Origin of the sequence: Chryseobacterium sp. MIQD13, from assembly GCF_050496705.1 — a bacterium.
Taxonomy (GTDB): domain Bacteria; phylum Bacteroidota; class Bacteroidia; order Flavobacteriales; family Weeksellaceae; genus Chryseobacterium.
Genome location: NZ_JBNWAF010000001.1, coordinates 630,042 through 654,347 on the forward strand (window position 1 = coordinate 630,042; position 24,306 = coordinate 654,347).

Below are 24,306 nucleotides of genomic sequence, written 5' to 3' on the forward strand. Positions count from 1 at the left end.
TTTATTTTAAGACATTCAGAATTTTCTGCAGTTCTGCCCCTCCGCTTCCCTGATAATTATTAATAATGATTGAAAATACATATTTTTTGCCGTCTTTCGCAGTATGATATCCTGCAAAAGATTTGGTATCTCTCATTGTTCCGCTTTTCATTTTCATCCCGTTATCCTGAACCGGAAATCCGTCATAATAGGCATCAAACCATGTTTGTTTTTTAGCATACAGTAAAGCCTGAACTTCAGCTTTCGCAGCTACATAATTTTGTGGGGAAAGCCCGCTTCCGTCTGCAAAATTGATCATATTCGGATTGATTCCTTTGGACTTCCAGAATTCTTTTAAATAGGCAATACCGTTTTTAAAACTTGAATTTCCCTTCTTTTCTTTTCCTAAAGTTTTAATCAAAGTCTCCCCGTAAAGATTGACACTTTTCCTTAGAAACCAATACACAATTTTATCTAAAGTCGGCGACTGGTAAGTCAGGATAATATTTTTTGCAGTACCCGGTACCTGTTTTCCCTCCAATTCAAGTTGCGATGCAGTAACGACTTTTCCTGAAATTTCAATTCCTGATTCCTTAAGCCATTGCTGAGCCTCTGTTCCCAGTTGCAGCGGCGGATTCGGTAAAGCCCCGGAAACCGTGACTGTTTTACCTGCCGGAAGTGTTCCGTTGATCAATGCTACCTCAGAATAAGGGGCTGTAAAAATGAGACTTTGATCGGAATCCCCGCCAGCCTTCAGATCATTGAGCCATCTTAGATTTTCAAGCGGATAAGAGAATCCTTTAAAATCTGTTCCGTTAATATTAATATCAAACTGATTTTCTCTCCAGTTAATACCCCAGACTCCCGCTCCGTAGTAATTACCCAGATCATCCCACGGCCATCCTCCGGGAATTGTCTGATGATCAAAATAAGAATCATTTATCACCAGATTACCGGAAATCTTTGTAATCCCTGAGCTTTTAAGAGCTTCAAGGAATTTCTTTTTAAAACTTTCAGGTTTATAAGCATCATACCGCCAGCTTCCCAGAGTTGGGTCTCCATTTGAACTGATAATAAGATCCCCGTTCAGAATACCTGAAGATAAGGTTCCGGAATATCCTGCCGTTGTTTTATAAGTATAATTTTTTCCTAATGTTTCAAGAGCTGCCCCGGCAGTGAAAATTTTCTGTGTGGAGGCTGTCGACAGGCCTTTATTCCCCTGATATTCGTAAATAAATGTACCGTTTTCATCAGTTACGTAAAACGATAAACCGGACGAAAGAGCCCCCGAAGAATCCATAAGGTCTTTGGTTGCTTTATCCAGCTTCTGGGCAATATTCTGTGCAGATATTACCTGAACCGACAGTATAAGAACTGCAAGCGTTTTTTTCATTGCAAGTTTTTTATAGATCAAAATTTATTATTATGCTTCAACTTCGCTCAGCATGACATTGTTGATACAGAATATTTTAGTTATGCCGGAGTCGGAGCATTTCATCCAAACTCTGATCAAATATAATAAAAATAAGAACTTGTTTTGATGATTTAAAGTATACTTCCCGCCTCTATTTCGTAAGGTTCTCTGCCTTTTTCAAAGATTCTTGTAAGCTCGCTGCCTTCTACCGTGATCTTATCTCCGGTTTTTCTGATCCAGTTTCCTTCACGGAGACCTACCACTTTAAGATCATTCTGGGTGAGGAATTCTTTAATTCTGGTTTCTCTGGTTTCTCCGTTGTGTTTCAGATCAGGATTCGGGTCCAGATAATGTGGATTGAGGTTGAACGGAACAAGTCCCATACAGTCAAAGCTTGGCGGATAAACAATAGGCATATCGTTAGTGGTTTTCATATTCTGCCCTCCGATATTGCTTCCGGCACTGCATCCGAGATAAGCTTTTCCTGCTTCAACATTTTCTTTTAAAACAGACATTAAACCTTCCTCATGAAGAGTTTTTACCAGCAAAAATGTATTTCCTCCGCCTGTAAAATATCCCTGAGCATTATTCAGAGCTTCCGTTTTATTTTCAAATTCATGAAGACCTTTTACTTTAATATTGATGGTTTCAAAGAAAGAACGTGCTTTTGCCGTATAGTCGTCATGGGACATTCCGCCCGGTCTGGCAAAGGGAACGAAGATGATCTCATCAATTCCTTTATATAGCTGTATTAATTCTTCTCTTAAGTATTCCAGATATTCTCCTCCAAAAATTGTGGAGGTTGAGGCCAGTATGATATTCATATGATTATTTTGATTATTAAAAAAGTTGAATGACAAAGATAAACTCAATCGCTAACGAATCAAAAATTAAGCTAAAAAAATAAATTTATCCGTTAATATTCTCTAAAAAAACTTAAAGCCTCTAAAATTTAAGTTTTTATGGAATTATTATTGAATTTTAGAAAACAGAATTTTAAAATGTAAGATTATGAAAATGACTAAAGTTAATATTAAAAATCTATTTTTAGGGTTAATCCTTGTAGGAACTGCAGGTTTTGCAAATGCGCAGACTACTCAAACAGACAGTGCCAATAATACAGCAGCTACAGCTCAGGCAGGCAACCCAACCATCGATGGCCTTAAAAAGCAAATCGAAACCAATCCAAAAGATACGGAATCACTGGCAAAACTGGCTGCTGCCTATCAGGAAGCCTCAGACTGGACCAATGCAGTGGATACATGGAAGAAAATATCGGTTTTATTACCGGACTGGGCTCCGTCTTACTACAGTCAGGCATATGCCTATCAGTCTGCTAAAGATGATGCCAACGCCAAAATTGCTTATGAAAAATATATTGCCACTGTAAAGCCTGAAGAGGTAGAGCAAAACAAGAAGAATCTGGCCTATGCTTATTTCTATCTTGCTTTTGCAGAACAGAAAACCGATCCGGGTAAAGCAAAAGAACATATTGCCAAGTCCATACAATATGACCCAACCAATCAGGATGCTGTAAAGCTTAGTAAGGCTTTAAATTCATAAAAAATAAAATCCGGAGAATTAATTTTTCCGGATTTTTTATGCATTGAGCTTAAAAAAATCATTTGAACCATTAAGATTTAATCAGTGATTAAGAATATTAAGAAAATCCTCAATATCTTAAAATCAAATTGATTATCTTAACTATACTTAGTTTCTCAATCTCTCTTAATGGTTTAGCTTTTTTAAATAGTTAATAATTTAATCAATTCTTTTACCAAAGAAATCCGTTTCCCCATGAAGATGTCTGATGATCTTTTCAACATTTCTTTCTATGCTCGCATTGGTTTTCAGATTGTTGATGTACCGGATCAGCTCATGCCTTCTGGACGGGATCAGATTATCAAAATTAGTGGCTGCCACCGGGCTTGCTTTAATGGCTGTATCCAGTTTGGGATGAATGGAAATACTCCTGTCCGAATCATCGTACTCTATTGAAACTTCAATAGTTTCACCTATTCTTTTGGGAGAATTTTTCAGCATCAGAAGATTGACATACAGCCTCCATTCACCCAGATATTTCATCAGGTTCTGCTTATATTCTTTTCCGTTTACCGTTCCTTTCACGGGAATAGGGCTTTTATCCTTTCCGGAAGTTTCAAAAATTGTATTTAAAATATCTTCCGGAATAAAAACAAAAGGATTGATTCCAATGATTTCCAGTACGGCTGTAAAACTCCTGTTTTTCATGTTTATCAAAGTTACGGTTTTATTGTAGAAGTTACGGGATATGGAATTCGAAGTGCAGACTATAATTTGTCCTTCTAACTTCTAACTTCTAACTTCTAACTTCTAACTTCTAACCAAAATTAAAATTTTCCACTCACAAACGGAATCATTATCTTTGCAGGAATAAATCTATCGAACGAAATGAAATTTTTTATTGACACAGCCAATTTAGAGCAGATCAAAGAAGCAAGAGATCTTGGAATTTTAGATGGTGTAACAACCAATCCTTCATTAATGGCAAAAGAGGGTATCCAGGGAAATGAAGCAATCAAAAATCACTACAAAACGATCTGCGAACTTGTAGACGGAGACATTTCTGCTGAAGTACTTTCAACCACGTATGAAGAAATGATCAAAGAAGGGGAAGAATTGGCAGCAATCCACCCGAATATTGTCGTAAAGATCCCAATGATCAAAGACGGTATCAAAGCTTTAAAATATTTTTCCGATAAAGGAATCAAAACAAACTGTACGCTTATTTTCTCTGCAGGACAAGCTCTTTTAGCAGCTAAAGCAGGAGCGACTTATGTTTCTCCTTTCCTGGGAAGATTAGATGATATTTCTACAGACGGACTTGGTCTTATTCAGGAAATCAGATTAATTTTTGATAACTATATGTATGAGACTGAAATTCTGGCAGCATCTATCCGTCATTCTATGCACATCATTGACTGTGCTAAAATCGGGGCAGATGTAATCACATCTCCACTTCCTCCGATCTTGAGCTTATTAAAGCACCCTTTAACGGACAGCGGACTGGCTCAGTTTATTGCAGATTCTCAGAAATTAGCTTAATCATTGAAGCAAATTCAGATATAGAAATCCCGGAGCTTTTGTTCCGGGATTTTCTTTTATAGACTTTCCTCAATATTCTTAATAACCTTACAGGGATTTCCGAAAGCAACTGCATTATCCGGAATATTTTTTGTAACCACACTTCCCGCTCCTATCACAGCATTATTTCCAATAGTTACTCCTGGTAGAACAACTACATTTCCGCCCAGCCATACATTATCTCCCACTGTGATCGGATGGGCGTATTCCAGCCCTTCATTCCTCTGTTTTGCGTCCAGTGGATGCCCTGCTGTATAGAAACTGCAGTTTGGTCCAATGAAGACATTATCTCCAAACTTCACTTCTGCACAGTCTAAAATAGTCAGATTATGATTGGCGTAAAAATTCTCACCGACTTCAATATTATACCCATAGTCACACCAGAAGGAAGGCTCTATGCATATATTTTCCTTTGTCTTTCCGAGAATTCTTTTAATTAATAGATTCCTGTTTTGAGTATCGGAATTTTTCAAATGATTATATTCCAGACACAGATCTTTGCATGTCATACGTTCTCCGATCAGCTGCTGGTCATAATTGGCATTGTATAAAAGCCCGGCTATACATTTTTCCTTCTCTGTCATCTTGTTTAAATTCAGGATTTAAAGGTACAATAATCACAAAAAAAACAGAATAGTCATTAATAACCATCCTGTTTTCTATTAAAAAATTATGTAGACTACTTCACCAGATCCGGTTCGATCGGGTTATTATTTTTCTGAAGTGCTTCTTTGGTTCTTTTCTCCATTTCCTTGAATACCTGATTCGGATCTGACAGTTCTTTCCCGTCCGGGGTTTTCATTTTAAATACCATCTTTGTATTTGAATCCCCTCCGTTTCTCATCATCATTTCTCTCATATTTTTGGCAGGATCATTTACATAAGCTTTCCATGCTTTTTTGTACTGGTCTTTTGTAATTTCCAGCTCTTTTCCACCCATTCCCAATATTCTGATATTATCCGGCAGCTGAGTTTCTTTTTCTTCTGCAGGATTCTGTATCTTCTTATTTCCTACTAGTGTCATAATGTGAGACCCTGTAGCATCTTCCAGTTTTACAATCAGTCCCGGAAGACCATAGAATTTATATGGTCCGTCCTGAAAAGGAATATCTGATGAAAACCAGGCTGTCCATTCTCTTCCTCCGTAGCTCGTCACTGCTTTCTGAGTATTGTATTCTCCTATTTTCTGTTTATCGGAAAGAATTTTCCATTCCGGTTTTTTGTCTTCCAGTATTTTATATTTGTCTGTACTGATGCTTGTAAAAAGATAGGTTTTGAAATCAGGATAGGTTTTGGTTACTTTATAAGAAACCTGTCCTGGTCTTTCCCTTCTGTTGATATTGATATTGCCGCTTCCTGAATTTATTTGTTTCTCCAGATCTGCTTTTGAAGTGGAATCTGCAACAAATTTATCATGGCTGTAATAGGCTGATCCGGTTTTATTAATATCCAGAAGCATCATTTCCTTTTTAACTTCTTCCTTGTTATTGGAATCGGGAATGAATTTGTATTCATAAAAAAATCTGTTGGTTTGGGCTCCGGTTATTATTCCCAGAAGCAAAAAGAATAAAATTTTAGTTTTCATAATTTGAATTTGATAATAAAAAAGCTTTGCTAATATACAATTAACAAAGCTTAGTGGTACTTATTTCTTTGTCTGAATTCTTATTTCTCCACGTCTGGTGTTTGCTCCATCTGTTTTATTAATAGTAATGCTGGCAATATTTTCAGGCTTTATCGCATCCATTTCACTTTTGGTAATCTCTCTTCCGTCCAGAAAAATCCTGGTATCATCCCAGCCGTTTACCTTAAATTTTTTCACTCCGTTTAAAGCAATGGTTCCATTGGCATCTCTTTTCATATAATCCGCCTGAAGTTCCATTGTTCTGTTTCCTGAAAATGGTTTATCAGAATCTGAACTTCTGAAGAAATACACATTTCCTTTGGCTCCTTCGGAAATTCCTTTTAATGCCTCTAATCTTGCTTTCTCGCCTATTTTTCTCGCTTTTTCTCCTTCAATTCTTGCTTTTTCACCTGCTATTCTTCCGATCTCTCCAGCCTTCATAGCTTCGATTCTAGCCCTTTCCCCAGCTATTCTGCCTGCTTTCATTCCTTCAATTCGGGCTTTCTCTCCGGCTATTCTTGCTTCTTCTCCCATTGCTCTGGCTTTTTCACTTAATTCCATAGCTTCTTTTCGGGCTTTCTCAGCTTTTTTTCTGGCTGCTTTTCCTTCTCTGATGGCTTTTCTTGAAGCTTTTGTATCTCCTGAATCCCAGTTTTGGTAAACAACATCATTGAACCTCATTACTTTTACTCTTGGAGCATTGGGTGCAGGAGGAGCCGGCGGAGCATCGGGAAAATCAAAATCCATATTTGAAAGATCCGGCATTTCTACGCCAAGCTCTTCAAGGGACTTAGCTCTGTTTTTCCATTCGTCGGATTTGAAAAAATCATTCAGTCTTTTTGAATCCATATCAGGAATGGTAAAAGCCATTTTAAAATCATCAGAATTCGTAATTCTTCCTATTTCTCCGGAAAGTTCACTGATCTCATCAACCTTCTGCTGAAACTCTTTACTTTCAGGATTCAGGTTTTTTAAAGCTTTACTTTTTTCTTCAATTTTCTTTCCAAGCTCTGCTATTTCTTTCTTCCCTGAAGATTCTTTGAAGAATTTCGGACTTACAATTTCTCTTTTTTCAGTTTCCTGAGGTGGTATTGTGTCTTTTCTAATCTGAGAAACGGCTTCTTTAATCGCTATATTTGTTTCTTTAATTTCTTTGTTTTTGGCATTTACCATATAGGCAAAGGCTACTGAGAATAAAACCGGTAATGCAAAAATTCTCCGCGCATATCCGAATTTGGTTTTTGGTTTTTGTAACATTTTGAGTCGTTTTTTTAGATTTGAACTTAAAAACGGACTGGCAGCAGGCAACTGTGTTCCGGAAAAGTGGCTTGCTAAAAGCATCTGCGCAAATGCTTTTGTGTCCGATTGTTTAACGGCTTTTTTATCCGCCAGGTATTCGTGGATCAGGCTGATCTCTTTTTTTATGATATGAAAAAACGGATTGAACCAGAAAACAGAGGTGATGATTTCAATAAAGATTTTATCGAAAGAGTGTTTCTGCTCAATGTGAACCATTTCATGCTTTAAAATCTGCTCTCCTACATCAGAATCCAACATGATGGTATTCTTCCAGAAAAGGTTTCTAAAATATGAAAACGGAGCTTCGGTCAGGTCTGTACGGTAAAAATTGATCCCGTCAAAACTTTCTTTCTGAAACTGTTTTTTAAGCTTCCGGATTTTGAGGACCCCGAAGATTAATTTCCCTAAAAAATAGAGAGAAACCAGTCCCAGAGCTGAAAAAATAATTCTAAAATAAATGTGGCCATTGTCTATGTTTTTTTCCGTATTAAAATTTTGAATCTTGTCAAGAAGCATATACATCTCACTGTTTACTTCTATCGTAAAATCATCTACCCTTATCAGAGGCAGCAGCAGCGATATAATCATTGCAGACAGTAAATAAAATCTGTTGTAATGATGGAATGTCTTGTCTTTTAAAGACAACTGATAATACAAAAACATTACACCGGAGCTTATAATTACTTTTCCGAAGTATAGAAGTAGAGTTTCCATGATCCGTTAGTTTTTCTTTTTGAGTTCGTTCAGAAGCATTTCAAGGTCTTCTACCGTCATTTCATTTTTTTCTACAAGGAAAGAAACGGCACTTTTATAAGATCCTTTAAAATAGTTTTTTACAAGGCTTTTCATTGTTTTCCCGGAATACTGTTCTTTAGTAACCAGCGGGAAATATTCATGCTGTCTGCCATATACATTGTAGTCTACAAATTCTTTGTCCTTCAATACTTTCAAAATTGTAGAAACCGTATTGGTATGAGGCTTCGGTTCCGGAAAGAGGTCCAGAATATCTTTCAGGAATCCCTTTTCGAGTTTCCATAAATACTGCATCACCTGTTCTTCTGCCTTTGTCAAATTCTGAATTTTCATATCCTGTTCATTTTATCATAAAGTGACATATAATTAATAAAATTCTATATCACTAATAAATTAGTTATACAAATGTAGAAATAAAATTGAATGAAACAACTATTTTTTTAGTGATAAAACATCAACAGTTGTAAGTGTTTGAAAATCAACAAAATAAATTTTATTAAAATATGTTAAATTTTTAATATACCTTATTTATTGCCTGTTTAATATGCAGGAAAAGCTCATATTAAGCTATAAATTCTTAAAACTTGTTAATTTTTATTAAATAAAATTAAAATGAATTTGTTTAAAGTGAGAAAATATATTTATTTTAGTGCTTTAAAAATTTCTCATGAAAAGATATAACTTATTGATTGTACTATTACTGCTTATTTTTAACATTACTACAGCTCAAAAGACAAAATCTCCGGCTGCAGATCTCAGTATCTTAAAGGAAACCAAAACGAAGATTGAAAACACAGTTCCACTGGTTATCAAACATCTTCAGACTATTGCGGATAAGGAAGGTGACAACAATATCGTTACCAACGGAAAGACTGCTTTGGCAAAAGAATATGGTATTCTGGAATCTGAATGGTTCCTGTACAGAAATAATATGAAGAACTGCATTCTTAACAATTCTTCCAAAAAAGCTAAAAAATGTATGGAATATCATACACAATACTTAAGAAATACATTCATCAACTACAACAATTATATCTCAAACCTTACCAGAAAGAACGGATATCTTGGTGTGGAAGGTGACACGAAATTCGATTTCAAACCGGCAGAAATCAGTACAAAACTAAGTGAAGCTTATTTCAGTGCCAGTGATGCTGCAGGAAGAATGAAGGGAGATCAGAAAAAAGACTTTTTAGGACAAACAATGTCTGATGACAATAAACTTGCTCCTTTCAGTCAGTTGGCTCAATAATATCAATTTTAAATATAATGAAATCCCACTTTTTCAAGTGGGATTTTTATTTTACATAAAAAAGAACCACAGATGCAGTTCTCTTCAGTTAGAATATATACAATACATTAATCATTATTATATCATGATAAAATTTTTAAGGCTGATATGAAAACGATCTCCGCCGGAAGGCAATTATGTATTAACCATAAAAACATTCGGTAAAAAGTAGAAAATGAGGCGGAGATCATTAAACATAAATAGACTCTGTAACCAGCTTCCTGATTAACAAAAGCAATACAAAAGTAAGGCTTTGGTACTGTACCGCTAAAAAAAGACTGTAGAATTAAATAACACCTTTTGTAGAAGTAATACTACTTTTAAAGAATAAAATAATTTGGCATTCACATTAAAAAGGATTAATTAAAATTCAGCATGTTTCGGATTTTATGAACTAAGGTAACGTTTGATCTTTGTAATAAAATCAATAAAAAGTAATGAATGATATAATCCAAAGAATTGAAAACACAGACTGGCAGACGATTACCGAAACCCTACATCAAAATGGATATGCTATTATACCCGGCTTATTATCAGAAAATGAGTGTGAAGCATTGAAATCCCAATATGACAACTCTGCCCTATACAGAAAAACAGTTGTAATGGCCCGCCACCGCTTCGGGTTAGGTGAATATAAATATTTCAGTTATCCACTTCCCGGTTTGATCCAAACAATAAGAACACATATCTATCCGCATCTTGTTCCTGTTGCCAATGCATGGTTTAAAGCATTAAATATCAAAACAGATTTTCCATTGGAACATACAGCATTACTTCAGCAATGCCATGATAACGGCCAGAAGAAGGCTACAGTTTTAATTTTAAAGTATGGAAAAGGAGGTTTCAATACTTTACATCAGGATCTTTACGGAGATATCTATTTCCCAATTCAGATCGTTTTAATGCTCAGTGAACCGGAAAAGGATTTTACAGGAGGTGAGTTTGTACTTACCCAGCAGATTCCCAGAGCACAGTCCAAAGCTATTGTTCTTAATCCAAAGAAAGGTGACATCTTAATTTTTACTACCAATTTCAAGCCGGAAAAAGGAACTAAGGGATATTACAGAGTGAATATGAAACATGGTGTCAGTGAAATAAAAGAAGGCAGCCGTTGTACGTTGGGAATCATATTTCATGATGCTACCAGTTAATAAATGAAAAAACATACTGAAATCTCTCCAGCTGCCCTGAGAAGCCAGATCAGAAGCCGGGAAATTAATTTTGGAGGGAACCGAAAATTAAAGATTTACGGGCTCCTCGGCTGTTCTTCCGGAAAGAGAATGAAAAGGGAAAACAGGGTCTTTTTTATATCAGAAAAAGAAGCCTTGGAAAATAATTACCGTCCATGCGGACATTGTATGAAAATGAAATATAATCAATGGAAAAATAAAGGATGATGGTAAATTTATTAATGTATAATCTGGAGAATTTATAGATATGAAAAACTTAAAATATTTATTTTAAACGCAAAGTTTTTATTTTAATACCGGATAGTTTAAGGAATGCAAAGAATAGAATCAATCAAGATTGATTCGACTAAGCGAACGTTTATCCGGTTGCTTAATCAGTGGCTATGCCACCCTCTTTGCTAATCTGAAATTAGAAGTTTCTTAAATAAATCTTTGCGTTAAAAAATATATTTCTCCGGAATTCAATAATCCGGATACATAAGTAATTAAAATACAGGAGTATATAAAACAAAAAAGAAGCAATAAATTATTGCTTCTTTCGTTATAGTAGCGGGAACCGGACTCGAACCGATGACCTTCGGGTTATGAGCCCGACGAGCTACCTACTGCTCCATCCCGCGGTGTATCTTTAGAGTGCTTACCGAAAGCACTTAGCTTAGTAGCGGGAACCGGACTCGAACCGATGACCTTCGGGTTATGAGCCCGACGAGCTACCTACTGCTCCATCCCGCGGTATATTTTTAGAGTACTTACCGAAAGTACTTGCTTAGTAGCGGGAACCGGACTCGAACCGATGACCTTCGGGTTATGAGCCCGACGAGCTACCTACTGCTCCATCCCGCGATATTGTGAGTGCAAAGATACGGCTATTTTTTAAAAATCCTAATTTTTCTTTTAAATAAAGGACTTTTATGAAAACTATTTTATTATTTGTATCTTTGTTTTATGGCAAAAATACTGAAAATTTACCCTGACAACCCTCAGGAAAATCTTGTGAATGAGGTTATTAAAACCTTAAAAAATGGCGGACTGATTATCTATCCTTCTGATACAATCTATGCTCTGGGATGTAATATTTTTGATATAAAAGCCATGGAAAAGCTGGCCCAGCTTAAAAAAGTAAAACTGGAAAAGTCTCAGTTTTCTATCATCTGTAATGATTTAAGCCATCTTTCAGATTTTACAAGACCTATAGATACTTCGGTATTCAGGTTTCTGAAAAGCCATCTTCCGGGGCCATTTACTTTTATCCTGGATGCGAATAAAAGCCTTCCTTTAGCTTATAAAAACCATAAAACTATTGGTATCCGTGTTCCTGATCACCCGATTCCACAGCTAATTGTAGAAAAACTGGGGCATCCGATTGCTTCAACCTCTATAAAAGATGATGATGAAATCATTGAATATTCTACAGATCCTGAACTGATCGCAGAAAAGTATGATCATCTTGTAGATATTGTTATTGACTCCGGCTATGGTGATAATGTAGCTTCTACCATTGTGGATCTTACCTCAGGAGAACCGGAAATCATCCGCCAGGGAAAAGGAATTATTTAGTCAGAAGCAGTCAACCCATCATTTGGATTATGAGTTTGTACAGTAAATATGCACTGGGAATTCTTTTTACCTTTGTGCTTCTTGCTGCAGTAATGCTTTATGCATTTCCGCTTATTTATCTAATTACAGGTACAAAAGGAATTACATCCATTAATTTTTTTTATACAAGGATTATTCTTTGGATAGTTCTTTGTTTTGTTTTTCTTTATAATTTTTTTGTAGGAAAAAATCCTTTCCTGCTATGGAAAGAAAAGAAATATGCTGCATCATTCTATACCAGATCGGTAATCCGTCTGTATTTTACCTGTCTTATAGGAACTTCCGTTATCGGTATAATTATCCAGCTTTTGACTCAGGAGGGCATGAGCAGCAAGATGGTTCAGATCTCTTCTGCTTTTAAAAATAATTATCTGCTGATGATCTTTATCTGCCTTACTGCCGGAGTGGTGGAAGAACTTCTTATGAGAGGATACATTCAGCCAAGAATTGAAAGAATATACAATAATCAATATTGCGGTATTTTTATTTCCGCCATATTATTTGGAATTCTGCACTGCACTTACGGAACGATTGGACAAGTGGTTGTACCTTTCTTTATCGGAATCGTTTTTGCTATGTTTTATAAACAATATTCGAACATTAAAATTTTAATCATCTGTCATTTTATGTACGACTTTGTATCTATGATGATTATGAATTTAATTGATATTAAACATTTATCTGCATTTTAACATTATGAAAATTATAACTTCTCCAGCAAAACTGATGAACGTTGACAATTCAACTGATTTACTGAGGTCAACTACACCAAAATTCATCGAAGAAGCTGCATTTATACAGTCTTATTTAAAACATAAATCTCCGAAATATCTTTCCGAATTAATGGAAATATCCCCAAAGCTGGCTGATGAAAACTGGGAAAGAAACCAGAAATGGAAGGCCAAGCCAATGGCAAAAGAGTCCGCCCCTGCCCTGTTCGCCTTTACAGGAGAAGTTTACAGAGGACTGGATGCCAAAACCCTGGATAAAAATGCCGTTGACTATCTGCAAAAGAATTACAGAATGCTTTCCGGGCTGTATGGTCTTTTAAAGCCTTCTGACAAAGTAATGCTTTACAGACTGGAAATGGGAAGACATTTTGAATTTGATCAGTATAAAAATTTATATGAATTCTGGAGAGAAAAAATTACGGAACAGCTGAATTCCGAGATGAAAAAAGGTGAAATTCTTCTTCATCTGGCGAGTAATGAGTACGGAAAAGTAATCGATAGAAAAAAATTAAATCATAAAGTTATTGATTTTGATTTCTATGAACTGAAAGACGGAAAGCTGAAAACCATCGTTGTTTACACCAAACACGCAAGAGGTCTTGTGGTAAGGTTCTGTGCGGAAACCAATGCCAAAACCCTGAATGATGTAAAAGCATTCAATTATGAAGGTTATATGATTGATGAAGAAAAATCTACAGATACAAAACTGGTTTTCACAAGATAAATGACAATATCAGAATTCAAAAAATATTTTAAAATGGAGCTTTCCGAACATTATAATGAATCGGAAAGTACTTTTTTATGCTCTGTCTTTATCCAGAAAATTGTAGGCCTTGATTCTTTTCACCAAAGAAGACTGTCCTATCAGGAACTTCTTACAGATGACGAGAAACAACTTTTTCAGGCAGTTTCAGATTTAAAAATAGGTAAACCGTATCAACAGATTCTCGGAGAAACTGAATTTTACGGGATGCTCTTTTTCGTCGACGAAAATGTTCTTATTCCACGTCCGGAAACAGAAGAACTGCTTGAAATAGCAATCCATAAAATTCAAAGTTCGAGATTTAATGGTCAAAGTTTAAAGATTCTTGATATAGGGACCGGCAGCGGTGTGATACCTTTGGTTTTAAAAAAACATTTCCCCCAGGCAGAAGTTTCATCCATTGATTTCTCTGAAAAAGCTCTGGAAACTGCAAAAAGAAATGCTGAACACCATCAGCTGGAGATCCGCTTTATTCATGCAGATTATCTGAATTTTGAATTACAGGATCACTATGACATTATTATTTCCAATCCTCCATACATAGGAATTGAAGAAGAAACAGAAATTGTAGATTCTGTCAAAGAGTTTGAGCCCAAAATGGCCCTTTTCTCCCCTGTTGAAGATGCTTTGATCTTTTACCGTAAAATTGCAGAAGATTCTAAAAAGCATCTGAATAATAATGGATTCTTATTTTTGGAAATTAATCAGAAACTGGGTCCTGAAACCCTTGAATTGTATACTCACCATTTTTCTGAAGTTCAACTTATCAAAGATTTATCTGAAAATGACAGGTTTATTTTCGGGAAAAAATAAAAACTGAATCATGGAAATTATCTCCCATCTTGTTAATAATATAAAAATTGCTGAAATTACTTCTGATGAAATCATTATCCGGTCTGCTCAGGACGGGCTGGATCTTCTTGGTAATGCCTACTATCAGGGATTCGACAAGGTTATTGTTTATGAAAAAAACCTTACTCCTGAATTTTTTGATCTGAAAACAAAAATAGCCGGGGATATCCTGCAGAAATTCTCCAACTATAGGGTAAGCCTTGCCATCATTGGAAGTTTTGAGAAGTATGAAAGTAAAAGTATAAAGGATTTTATTTTTGAAAGTAATAAAACAAAGCATATTAACTTTGTTAACACCCTGGAGAATGCTTTGGAAAGGCTTGGAAATTAAAAATTCAATAATAATATTTGTTTTAATAAACCACAAACAGCACTAATCTCCACAAATATTTTCACAAATAAAATCTGCGTAATCTGCTAAATCTGCGAGAGCTTTTTTAACGCAAAGGTTTACCAGCCTTATCGTTTATTTAAGAATAGCAAAGACATGATCAACAAGTTGATCTGACGAAGTTTTAGGATAAACAAACTCTTATCTACTTATTAATTTTAGACTCATTACTCCCCCTTTCTAAAAAACTGGATCGCATCTTCTACTGCTTTATCAATGGACTGATATGTAATCCCCAACTCCTCCACAGATTTCGTATTTGAATAAAAATTATTGATCCTCAAAGCTTTCATATTAGCTGAACTGAGACTGGTTTTTATTTTCAGCTTTCTCAAACCATCACCAATCATTCCCAACATGACAAGTCCTGAGTTGGGAATTGGGATCATCACAGGTTTCTGGCCCGCAATAGTATTTATTTTTTCGAAAAATTCTTTGTAGGTCAGGTTTTCATTGGCAAGAAGATATTTTTCACCATTTTTTCCTTTTTCAACAGCTTTTATAATTCCTTTGGCAGCATCTTCTGCGTGAACAAAATTTTTCCCGCCTTTCGGATAAAAAACAAGCTTCTTTTTCCAGGCCCAAAAGATTATTTTCCCGGAACTGGGCTTCCAGTCGTAGGCTCCGATCATAAAAGTGGGGTTTACAATAACCACCTTTGTTTTCCTATTTTGATGAAGAAGATAATTCTCCGTTTCCAACTTACTTTGGGCATAGTAAGAATGCGTAAAAGGATAAATTTGAGGAGATTTTTCATTTCCCCAGCCTTCAGAGTCTCCATAGCCTAAAGTATTTGCCGTGCTCACAAAGAGAAATTTTTCAATTCCGGCTGTGGTTGCCAGTGTAAACAAATGAACAACAGCATCATAGTTTATTTTTCTGTAATCCTCATAATGCAGAAGATCCTGACCGGTTTCCGCAGCAATATGAATTACAGCATCCACGTTTTGTAAATACTCTGAAACATCTGAGAACAGATTGCCTTCTACAAGTCGGAGATTTTCGCTCTCCTCACCCATCCAGCTGCTTTTCTTACGCACCAGAGCAATAACAGAATAATCATATTGTAATAATTTAATAACAGTATTAGTCCCCAGAAGCCCTGTGGCTCCGGTCACGAAAACTTTTTTCATGCTTCAATTTCTTTTTTTATGGCACTGGTCATCAAAGGCAGCTTAATCCATATCGGCAGGATTTTCATCACCAGCCAACTGATAGGATTCACCATAATAACGGAATCTTTTTTGAAAAGTTGCCTGATGCAGTAGGCTGCTACTTTGTTTGGATCGAGAAGCGTAAGTTTTCCTAAAAAACCTTGTTTTTCAATTCTTTTGCAGACATCTATATTGGTTTTCATTGCTCCGGGATTAACAACACTTACAAAAACGTTTGTATCTTTCAGCTCTTCATGAAGTCCTCTTGAAAATGAATGAATAAAGGTTTTGGAGGCGGGATACACTGTTTTAAAACCAATCGGTGAAAAGGCAGCCATGCTCGATACATTCAAAATATAGGCTTTGGGCTGTCTTAAAAGATTGGGAAGCAGCTGATGGGTAATTAATGAAGTAGCAGCCACATTAACCTGTAAGATGGTGTTAATATAAGATGGCGAAGCATCTACAAACTTTTTAGTTCCTCCAAGCCCTGCGTTGTTGATCAGGATATGAATTTCAAAAGAACGGTTCAGCCATTCCGTAAGCTTTAATACGTTTTCATTCACAGAAAGGTCTACTTCATAATAATGTGCTCTGATCTGATAAATCTCTTCCAGGCGCTGGGAAAGTTCTTCTAAATGCTGACCGGGAAGGCTCACTAAAATCACGTTGATCTTTTTACTTGCAAGATTTTCAGCAAATGCTTTTCCCAATCCCTGACTTGCTCCCGTAACTACAGCATATGATTCTTTGGTATCCATAAAACAATTTTATGGTACAAAGCTATCCTGAAAAGAGCCTTCGAATGTTCAGAATTATCCGAGTGAACCTATTTTTCAATTGAAAAAAGCAAACATATAATAAACTGAAATACAATATATTAAATAAAACAGAACGTTAAAATTTATAAACCTGAACCATTTTTATACTCAGAGGGTGTTTGGTCCGTCAGTTTTTTAAAGGTGGTATTGAAAGAAGTTTTGGAATTGAAACCCGATTCGTAGGCAATACCTAAAATCGACAGTTTACTATGAGAATCTTTAAGGAGTTTTTGGGCGTATTCAATCCTGTACTCATTGACATATTTGAAAAAGTTCTTTTGAAATCCGGTATTGATTACATATGAAAGATGATGGGTGGAAATAGACAGGAGTTCAGAAAGCTTGATCAGATTCAGTTCACTGTCAAGATAAGGCTTTTGCTTATCCATAATTTCCTCCAGCTGATATTTGATGTTTATCAGTTCTTCATCTGAGATCAGTTTCTTCCTTACTTCCTCTGTTTCGGGATCTTCATCAATAGAGATCAGTTCCTCACGCTGTTTTTCTTCTACAGGATAAATTTCTTTCTGTTTTAAAGAATAATATCCTACAAAATAAATCACCAGCAGAAAAGCTCCGTTAATGAAAAAATTCAAAGCCTTGGAATCATAGGATAAATTATACACTACATAAGCAATGTTAATAATGAAAATGATCACCGTAATATATTCCAGCCAGTTCAGATTAATACCTTCCGTATTGGCGGAAAACTGCTGGATTCTCTTCTTATGTTTTTGAATGGTAAAATAAGAAAGACCGGTATAGAACAAAGCCTGAAAAAGTATAAGCCCGATAAAAACATAGTTAAAAATGCTGTTATCTTCAAATCCTCCAAAACGCTGCAGCATAATATTAATCCAAAAGATAACAGGCAGAATAAGGTATTTCAGGTCTGAAATTTTAAATTTAAATGAAGGATTGGTATAAAACAGGACACTGAAATAAAACATAACCGGAGTCAGAAACTGAATGATCTGAACCGTAATGATAGACTGAATATCAATCTGAGAGCCTTTTACCATGGTAAGAACCTCATCCAGCCAGAAACTGGACCATAAGAAAAGAAATATCCCAAACCAGAAGTTGGCCTTTCTGTTTACCTTCAGCGGATTGGAAAGTTTCAGTAAAGAAAGCAAAACCAATGAACCATAGATTAATACAACGATGAAGCGGTTTAATTCTGATGTGTTCATTGGTCTTGATATTTTAAGTAAAGATAGCTTTTATCCTATTCTCTTCCTGACGAAAATTTCATAGCCTAAATAGATTAGAGGTAAAGACATAACTCCTAAATAAAGAATATTGCTCATCGCCAGCTGAGGATGCAGTGCAACAGAATATACAAGGCCAAAAAATGCTCCACCCAAATGAGCAGCATGCCCAAGATTATCCCATTGCTTCGGGTTCAGCATCATATAGACGGAATATCCAAAATATAATGTTCCAAACAGCCATCCGGGTAAAAAATTGATGCTTATATCACTCGGAGCCATTGCTATGGAAGCAAAAATGATTCCTGAAACAGCTCCGGACGCTCCAATAGCTGAATACCACGGCTGATTTTTATAAATCATCAAACTGAATAAATTTCCAAGAATCATTGATCCAAAATAGATTACAATGAAACCTATATTTCCAAAGAAATAAGTCACAGCACCCTGGAAAAAGTATAAAGAAAGCATATTGAAGAACAAATGCATAAAATCTGCATGCAAAAATGCCGAGCTTATCAGCCTGATATATTCTTTACGATTGGTAATAGCGCCTACATTAAACTTATATTTCTCAAACAGGGCTGTGTTATTGAACCCGAAATAACTGATAATACAGGTAACAGCAATAATGATTAAAACAATTGTATTCATAAGCTTAATTCTTAGTTTTCAGATTCTGGTTCTTCTGATTCTCTGCTTTCAAACAGATCACCGATCACAGTACGGTCATCATCCACGATACCGTCACCCGTTTCAGGTTCCTCATATATTTCCGGTTCCTCTTCTACCGGTTCAGGAATGGTGATATTGATTGTTTTTACTTTAAATTTTGTGAACTGGTTTCCAATTGCCTTTATTCCTTTAACGGCAATGAATTCGTCAATCTGTATTGTTTCGGGATCACGTTCTTTGCCTTTATCTTTGGCAAAAATGATCTCAGCGGAAGCACCATCTGCTACAATTACATTCTCGATGAATGATTTAGGGTGCTCCGAAGGCATAAAGGTCTGTATATTCACTGTATTTTCCAGCAGGAATCTTTTAATAAAATACATATCTTTTTCCCCGTCGTAATAGATACAGGTTACTGGCTGTCGCGGTTTCCATTTTTCCAGAACCAGATATTCATCATCGAAACGGTTACCCAGATCGAAAGAAACCAGTTTTACTTCTCCGTTTGTATTGATGGTCAGGATTCTGTCGTCTCCTTTAAAGCTTCCCAAAAGAGTTCCTCTGGCATCAGCATTCAGTCTTCTTACCGTATCATCAAACCAGATTTTTCTAGGAGCAAGCGTAGAAACACCCTCTTCTTTCATATCCACCTTTTTCACGGAGTATTTGGTCACCAGATTTCCTTTGGAATCTCTTCCTTTGATAGCCAGATCGGAGAAATCTATCTCCATTTTATTTTTCCTGATCCTTGGATTAGGTTTTAAAAGGACAGTTACCGTTTCTGCTTCCCCATTAGGATTGGCAGAGAAATAGAGTGTTTCCGAGCCTTTTTTGTCAGAAGCCAGCGGATAATCTGTGTTTCTTGTAACTGCAGTTACGGAAAAACGTTTCATGTAGTAAGGACCGTCCCTTCCTTCGCGATATATCATATTGTAGACCGTTCTTTTGTCGCTTTTCTTCCAGATGGCAACGTGCAGGATATCTTTTCCTACGAATGTCTTGGCATCTACCTTTACCACCTTCATTGTACCATCCTTTCTGAATATGATGATATCATCAATATCAGAACAGTCAAAAAGATACTGGTCTTTTTTCAGAGAAGTCCCGATAAACCCTTCTTCAAAATTGGCATAGAATTTTTCATTAGCCACTGCTACTTTTGTTGCATCAATAGTATCAAAAATTCTCAGTTCCGTTTTTCTCTGTCTGTCTTTTCCGTATTTCTTCTGAATATTTAAATAATACTCAATTGCATAAGCAATCAGATTGGCAAGGTGATGTTTTACCTGCTCTATTTTACCTTCAAGGGCAGCTATATTTTCTTTAAATTTATCTAAATCGAATCTTGAAATTCTTTTGATCCTGATCTCGGTCAGCTTTAAAATATCCTCTTCCGTTACAGCTCTTAAAAGATGTTTGGTATGTGGTTTTAATCCTGCATCAATAGTTTTAATAACATCTTCCCAGGTTTTAACTTCTTCAATATCATGGTAGATCCTGTTTTCTATAAAGATTCTTTCCAGTGAAGAGAAATGCCAGCTTTCCTGAAGCTCGTGAAGTTCAATTTCCAGCTCTTTCTTAAGCAGGGAAACGGTATGATCCGTATTCATTTTCAGGATCTCGGAAACATTCATGAACATCGGCTTATCTCCTACAATCACACACGCATTCGGAGATATCGTTACCTGACAGTCTGTAAATGCATAAAGCGCATCAATAGTTTTATCCGGCGACATATCATTGTGAAGATGAACAAGAATCTCTACGGTATCAGAGGTATTGTCTTCAATCTTTTTGATCTTGATCTTTCCTCTTTCATTAGCTTTCAGAATAGAATCGATCAGGTCGCTTGTCGTTTTTGAAAAAGGAAGTTCAGAGATCACCAGCGTATGCTTATCCGTTTGGGTAATCCTTGCTCTTGCTCTAACTTTTCCACCTCTGTGTCCGTCATTATATTCAGAAACATCAAGGTAGCCTGCTGTCATAAAGTCAGGGAAAAGTTCAAATTTCTTTCCTTTCAAATAGGCAACGGACGCATTGATGAGTTCATTGAAATTGTGCGGAAGAATTTTTGTGGAAAGTCCTACCCCGATTCCTTCTACTCCCTGTGCAAGCAATAACGGAAATTTTACGGGAAGATCAATAGGTTCATTATTTCTCCCGTCATAGGATTTAGCCCATTCTGTAGTCTTAGGATTAAAGACCACTTCCAGTGCGAAAGGTGTCAGTCTCGCTTCAATATATCTTGCCGCCGCCGCAGAATCTCCGGTATAGATATTTCCCCAGTTCCCCTGGGTATCTATCAGAAGTTCTTTCTGGCCGATCTGTACCATGGCATCAGTAATGGAAGCATCTCCGTGAGGGTGATACTTCATTGTATTTCCTACGATATTGGCTACTTTATTGTAGCGGCCGTCTTCCAGTTCCCGCATAGAGTGCATGATCCTTCTCTGAACAGGCTTGAGCCCATCATAAACGGAAGGAATTGCTCTATCCAGAATCACATAGGAAGCATAGTCCAGAAACCAGTCTTTATAAAGCCCTGAGACTTTTTTCAAGCTCTCACCTTCGTGCGAGTTTTCTTCTGTCGTCATCTATTTTTAATCGTTTTTCTCTTTATTAGTTTTTACTACTTTATTCAGAGAGAGTTTTAAATCGTTTACTTCTTTTTGACTCAAATAAGATATTTCATATTTGAGAATGGTAGAACCACTGTTTTTACTTGAGATAGTAACGTATAGTCTTTTAATAAAGAAAATACGGACAATCTCGTATTTTATCAGTTTATATTTTGGAAATTCATCATGAAGAGGCCTGTCCAAAAAAGGGATGATATTCCTGTTCTTAAAGTTCAGTGCTTCTCCGTCACTGTCATATTCAAAAATCTGTCTGCCGTTCAGGTGAAAAATCACCAGCATTATAATCGGAACAATAAGAAGTATATAACTTTCATTTCCTACAGCATGAAATCTGTATTCGTTCAACAAAAACGCTGCAATTCCAAATATGACCATCATTACGAGTAATGTATGAACAAAATTGTAAACTGAAGCCTTGTTGCGGTTGCTTAGTCTCATTTGTGTTTTGTGTGTTTATAAATTTTGTGTATTTGTGTGTCTATTAGATTGGTTTAGCCCGCCACTTCATCCAACATTTCTTTTTTATCTATATCAGGATCTTCTACGACAAGGTTTTCAAGGATAAATACCTGTCTGTCCGGTGTATTTTTACCCATGTAGAATTCCAGCAGCTGGTCAATCGTCTGATCTTTACCTACTACCACAGGTTCCAGGCGGATATCTTTTCCGATAAAATGCTTGAATTCATCAGGTGAGATCTCTCCAAGTCCTTTGAATCGGGTGATTTCCGGATTTTTTCCAAGCTCGTTCAGTGCTTTTATCCTCTCCGTTTCAGTGTAGCAGTATCTTGTTTCTTTTTTATTTCTTACCCTGAACAAAGGGGTCTGAAGAATATAAAGGTGTCCATTCTTAATCAGATCAGGGAAAAACTGAAGGAAGAATGTGATCATCAGCAAACGGATGTGCATACCATCCACATCGGCATCGGTAGAGATAATTACCTGGTTGTATCTTAGATCTTCAAGGCTTTCTTCAATATTCAAAGCAGCCTGAAGAAGGTTAAATTCTTCATTTTCGTATACAACTTTTTTAGTAAGTCCGTAGCAGTTCAGAGGTTTACCCTTTAATGAGAATACAGCCTGGGTTTCTACATCTCTGGATTTCGTAATGGATCCGGATGCAGAGTCTCCCTCGGTAATGAAAATCTGGGTTTCCCCTTTTCTTTCATTTTTCTGGTCATTGTAATGCTGTCTGCAGTCGCGGAGCTTTTTATTGTGAAGAGATACTTTTTTAGCTCTTTCCCTTGCCAGTTTCTGAATTCCTGAAAGTTCTTTTCTTTCTCTTTCGGAAATAAGGATCTTTCTTTGGATTGCTTCGGCAATTTCAGGGTTTTTATGAAGGAAATTATCCAGCTTGCTTTTCAGAAAATCAATAATGAAAGTTCTTACGGTAGGTCCGTTTGGTCCCATATCATTAGATCCCAGCTTTGTTTTGGTCTGAGATTCAAATACCGGCTCTTCCACATTGATAGAGATGGCAGCAATGATTGATTTTCTGATATCCGAAGCATCAAAATTTTTATTGAAAAACTCACGGATCGTCTTTACATAGGCTTCACGGAAAGCATTAAGGTGTGTACCACCCTGTGTGGTATTCTGTCCGTTTACGAAAGAAAAATAGGTTTCTGTCTGCGATTTGTCAGAATGGGTAATGGCTACTTCTATATCAGCATCTTTCAGGTGAATGATGGAATACAGAACTTCGTTTTCCATTTCCTCTTCCAGAAGGTCTTTAAGACCGTTCTCCGAATAATAGGTTTCACCGTTGAAAACAATTTTCAGTCCAGGATTCAGATACGCATAGTTGCGCAGCATTTTTTCTATGTATTCTTTTCTGTATTTGAAATGAAGGAAGATATCTCCGTCTGGAACAAAGGATATTTCAGTACCATTACGGTCTGAAGTATCTTTTTCGTCATGATTTTCTGTGATCAGTCCTCTTGAGAATTCCGCCATCTTCATTTTTCCTTCACGGAAAGATCTCACACGGAAATATTCTGAAAGGGCATTAACAGCTTTGGTACCAACTCCATTCAATCCAACAGATTTTTTGAAAGCTTTGCTGTCGTACTTACCTCCCGTATTCATTTTGGAAACGGCATCTACTACCTTTCCCAATGGAATTCCACGGCCAAAGTCGCGGATGCTGACTTTACCGTCGTCCACCTTTATTTCGATTCTTTTCCCTGCTTTCATTCTGAACTCATCAATAGAGTTGTCCAGGATTTCTTTCAGCAGAATGTAAATACCGTCATCAGCAGATGAGCCGTCTCCGAGCTTCCCGATGTACATTCCGGGGCGCAGACGGATGTGTTCCTGCCAGTCGAGGGTTCTGATATTATCTTCGGAGTAGATTGGATTTATTTCTTGTGACATATATGATTTCAGCAAACATACAAAAGTACGAAATTGTATAAAATTATCCGAATTTTTTCGATCTGTTTTTCAATATTCAACCTCAGAGATTGCATTATTATTAATCAAATTATATATTTACAGTATTATTCAATATTATGTGAAAAAAAATTTACTTTTTAAATATTTTCTTTCAGTATTTTAATATCCCTTTTATTTTTTGCCCGGATTTCAGGAATGGTTAATTATATAATAAAGGAGATCGCTTAAACAATTCCTACTCTTATCATTTAAAGCAGCATAAATATGACTTTATCCGGATAGGGATTATCCAGGTTTGACGGAAAGAAATTTAAGCAATATGGAAAAAAGGAAGATTTAAAAAAAAATTGATACTATTTCTTCTGAACTTTTACCAAATGGTGAAATTTTTATTCTTCTTTTTTAAA

General features: G+C 36.2%; 24 protein-coding genes and 3 tRNA genes. 10 read left to right on the plus strand and 17 right to left on the minus strand.

Features of this window, described 5'->3' with window-relative positions; all coding sequences use genetic code 11:
- Position 1: 1 nt before the first annotated feature.
- Positions 2-1,372 carry a D-alanyl-D-alanine carboxypeptidase/D-alanyl-D-alanine endopeptidase gene (dacB, locus tag ACQWU4_RS03010; protein WP_429934284.1) on the minus strand — a complete coding sequence of 457 codons (1,371 nt, stop codon included), beginning with the start codon at positions 1,370-1,372 and terminating at the stop codon, positions 2-4.
- 152 nt (positions 1,373-1,524) lie between these two features.
- Positions 1,525-2,217: a dipeptidase PepE gene (pepE, locus tag ACQWU4_RS03015; protein WP_429934285.1), complete on the minus strand. Its 693-nt coding sequence runs from the start codon at positions 2,215-2,217 to the stop codon at positions 1,525-1,527.
- A gap of 187 nt (positions 2,218-2,404) precedes the next feature.
- On the opposite strand from pepE, the gene ACQWU4_RS03020 reads away from it, so the two are divergent.
- A complete protein-coding gene (locus ACQWU4_RS03020) occupies positions 2,405-2,956 on the plus strand; it encodes a tetratricopeptide repeat protein (protein ID WP_429934286.1) in 552 nt (183 codons plus the stop codon).
- A gap of 198 nt (positions 2,957-3,154) precedes the next feature.
- On the opposite strand, the gene ACQWU4_RS03025 is transcribed toward ACQWU4_RS03020, so the two are convergent.
- Positions 3,155-3,643: a YdeI/OmpD-associated family protein gene (locus ACQWU4_RS03025; protein ID WP_429934287.1), complete on the minus strand. Its 489-nt coding sequence runs from the start codon at positions 3,641-3,643 to the stop codon at positions 3,155-3,157.
- Positions 3,644-3,823: 180 nt separating this feature from the next.
- On the opposite strand from ACQWU4_RS03025, the gene fsa reads away from it, so the two are divergent.
- Positions 3,824-4,477: a fructose-6-phosphate aldolase gene (fsa, locus tag ACQWU4_RS03030; protein WP_184159140.1), complete on the plus strand. Its 654-nt coding sequence runs from the start codon at positions 3,824-3,826 to the stop codon at positions 4,475-4,477.
- 56 nt (positions 4,478-4,533) lie between these two features.
- Here fsa and ACQWU4_RS03035 read toward each other — a convergent pair whose 3' ends face one another.
- From ACQWU4_RS03035 to ACQWU4_RS03050, 4 genes are all read right to left on the minus strand, one after another.
- On the minus strand, positions 4,534-5,100 hold the full coding sequence (locus tag ACQWU4_RS03035) for a sugar O-acetyltransferase (RefSeq protein ID WP_429934288.1): 567 nt from the start codon (positions 5,098-5,100) through the stop codon (positions 4,534-4,536).
- A gap of 95 nt (positions 5,101-5,195) precedes the next feature.
- Complete coding sequence (locus ACQWU4_RS03040) at positions 5,196-6,101, minus strand: GLPGLI family protein (RefSeq protein ID WP_429934289.1); 906 nt, start codon at positions 6,099-6,101, stop codon at positions 5,196-5,198.
- 60 nt (positions 6,102-6,161) lie between these two features.
- Entirely contained in the window at positions 6,162-8,153 is a 1,992-nt protein-coding gene (locus ACQWU4_RS03045) for a M56 family metallopeptidase (RefSeq protein WP_429934290.1), read from the minus strand.
- Between the two features lie 6 nt (positions 8,154-8,159).
- Entirely contained in the window at positions 8,160-8,525 is a 366-nt protein-coding gene (locus ACQWU4_RS03050) for a BlaI/MecI/CopY family transcriptional regulator (RefSeq protein WP_429934291.1), read from the minus strand.
- Positions 8,526-8,859: 334 nt separating this feature from the next.
- On the opposite strand from ACQWU4_RS03050, the gene ACQWU4_RS03055 reads away from it, so the two are divergent.
- The 3 genes from ACQWU4_RS03055 to ACQWU4_RS03065 all read left to right on the plus strand — a co-directional run bounded on the left by ACQWU4_RS03055 (position 8,860) and on the right by ACQWU4_RS03065 (position 10,877).
- Positions 8,860-9,441 carry a hypothetical protein gene (locus ACQWU4_RS03055; RefSeq protein ID WP_429934292.1) on the plus strand — a complete coding sequence of 194 codons (582 nt, stop codon included), beginning with the start codon at positions 8,860-8,862 and terminating at the stop codon, positions 9,439-9,441.
- A gap of 476 nt (positions 9,442-9,917) precedes the next feature.
- Positions 9,918-10,631, plus strand: coding sequence for a 2OG-Fe(II) oxygenase (locus ACQWU4_RS03060; protein ID WP_429934293.1), 714 nt, complete (start codon positions 9,918-9,920; stop codon positions 10,629-10,631).
- 3 nt (positions 10,632-10,634) lie between these two features.
- Positions 10,635-10,877, plus strand: a complete 243-nt coding sequence (locus ACQWU4_RS03065; RefSeq protein ID WP_429934294.1) for an Ada metal-binding domain-containing protein — start codon at positions 10,635-10,637, stop codon at positions 10,875-10,877.
- A 340-nt stretch (positions 10,878-11,217) separates the two neighbouring features.
- On the opposite strand, the gene ACQWU4_RS03070 is transcribed toward ACQWU4_RS03065, so the two are convergent.
- The 3 genes from ACQWU4_RS03070 to ACQWU4_RS03080 form a co-directional block, all read right to left on the minus strand.
- Positions 11,218-11,290, minus strand: a tRNA-Met gene (locus ACQWU4_RS03070).
- A gap of 39 nt (positions 11,291-11,329) precedes the next feature.
- Positions 11,330-11,402: transfer RNA gene (locus ACQWU4_RS03075), tRNA-Met, on the minus strand.
- 38 nt (positions 11,403-11,440) lie between these two features.
- Positions 11,441-11,513: transfer RNA gene (locus ACQWU4_RS03080), tRNA-Met, on the minus strand.
- A gap of 102 nt (positions 11,514-11,615) precedes the next feature.
- Here ACQWU4_RS03080 and ACQWU4_RS03085 point away from each other — a divergent pair.
- Genes ACQWU4_RS03085 through ACQWU4_RS03105 form a run of 5 tightly spaced genes read left to right on the plus strand, consistent with a single transcriptional unit; the run spans position 11,616 to position 14,943 of the window.
- Positions 11,616-12,227: an L-threonylcarbamoyladenylate synthase gene (locus ACQWU4_RS03085; RefSeq protein WP_429934295.1), complete on the plus strand. Its 612-nt coding sequence runs from the start codon at positions 11,616-11,618 to the stop codon at positions 12,225-12,227.
- Positions 12,228-12,256: 29 nt separating this feature from the next.
- Positions 12,257-12,958, plus strand: a complete 702-nt coding sequence (locus ACQWU4_RS03090) for a CPBP family intramembrane glutamic endopeptidase (RefSeq protein WP_429934296.1) — start codon at positions 12,257-12,259, stop codon at positions 12,956-12,958.
- Positions 12,959-12,962: 4 nt separating this feature from the next.
- Entirely contained in the window at positions 12,963-13,721 is a 759-nt protein-coding gene (gene yaaA, locus ACQWU4_RS03095; protein ID WP_429934297.1) for a peroxide stress protein YaaA, read from the plus strand.
- Entirely contained in the window at positions 13,722-14,573 is an 852-nt protein-coding gene (prmC, locus tag ACQWU4_RS03100) for a peptide chain release factor N(5)-glutamine methyltransferase (RefSeq protein WP_429934298.1), read from the plus strand.
- Between the two features lie 10 nt (positions 14,574-14,583).
- Positions 14,584-14,943 (plus strand): DUF4180 domain-containing protein, encoded by a 360-nt coding sequence (locus tag ACQWU4_RS03105; RefSeq protein WP_429934299.1) that lies wholly within the window; start codon positions 14,584-14,586, stop codon positions 14,941-14,943.
- Between the two features lie 227 nt (positions 14,944-15,170).
- Here ACQWU4_RS03105 and ACQWU4_RS03110 read toward each other — a convergent pair whose 3' ends face one another.
- The 7 genes from ACQWU4_RS03110 to ACQWU4_RS03140 form a co-directional block, all read right to left on the minus strand.
- Positions 15,171-16,136 carry an NAD-dependent epimerase/dehydratase family protein gene (locus ACQWU4_RS03110; RefSeq protein WP_429934300.1) on the minus strand — a complete coding sequence of 322 codons (966 nt, stop codon included), beginning with the start codon at positions 16,134-16,136 and terminating at the stop codon, positions 15,171-15,173.
- Entirely contained in the window at positions 16,133-16,918 is a 786-nt protein-coding gene (locus tag ACQWU4_RS03115; RefSeq protein WP_429934301.1) for an SDR family NAD(P)-dependent oxidoreductase, read from the minus strand. The genes ACQWU4_RS03110 and ACQWU4_RS03115 overlap by 4 nt, the downstream gene beginning before the upstream one ends.
- A gap of 143 nt (positions 16,919-17,061) precedes the next feature.
- Positions 17,062-18,171 (minus strand): helix-turn-helix domain-containing protein, encoded by a 1,110-nt coding sequence (locus ACQWU4_RS03120; protein ID WP_429934302.1) that lies wholly within the window; start codon positions 18,169-18,171, stop codon positions 17,062-17,064.
- 30 nt (positions 18,172-18,201) lie between these two features.
- Entirely contained in the window at positions 18,202-18,843 is a 642-nt protein-coding gene (locus ACQWU4_RS03125) for a rhomboid family intramembrane serine protease (protein WP_429934303.1), read from the minus strand.
- An 11-nt stretch (positions 18,844-18,854) separates the two neighbouring features.
- Positions 18,855-21,458, minus strand: a complete 2,604-nt coding sequence (locus ACQWU4_RS03130; RefSeq protein WP_429934304.1) for a DNA gyrase/topoisomerase IV subunit A — start codon at positions 21,456-21,458, stop codon at positions 18,855-18,857.
- Between the two features lie 6 nt (positions 21,459-21,464).
- Positions 21,465-21,881, minus strand: coding sequence for a hypothetical protein (locus ACQWU4_RS03135; RefSeq protein ID WP_429934305.1), 417 nt, complete (start codon positions 21,879-21,881; stop codon positions 21,465-21,467).
- A 113-nt stretch (positions 21,882-21,994) separates the two neighbouring features.
- Positions 21,995-23,878: a DNA topoisomerase IV subunit B gene (locus ACQWU4_RS03140; RefSeq protein WP_429934306.1), complete on the minus strand. Its 1,884-nt coding sequence runs from the start codon at positions 23,876-23,878 to the stop codon at positions 21,995-21,997.
- Positions 23,879-24,306: the final 428 nt, after the last annotated feature.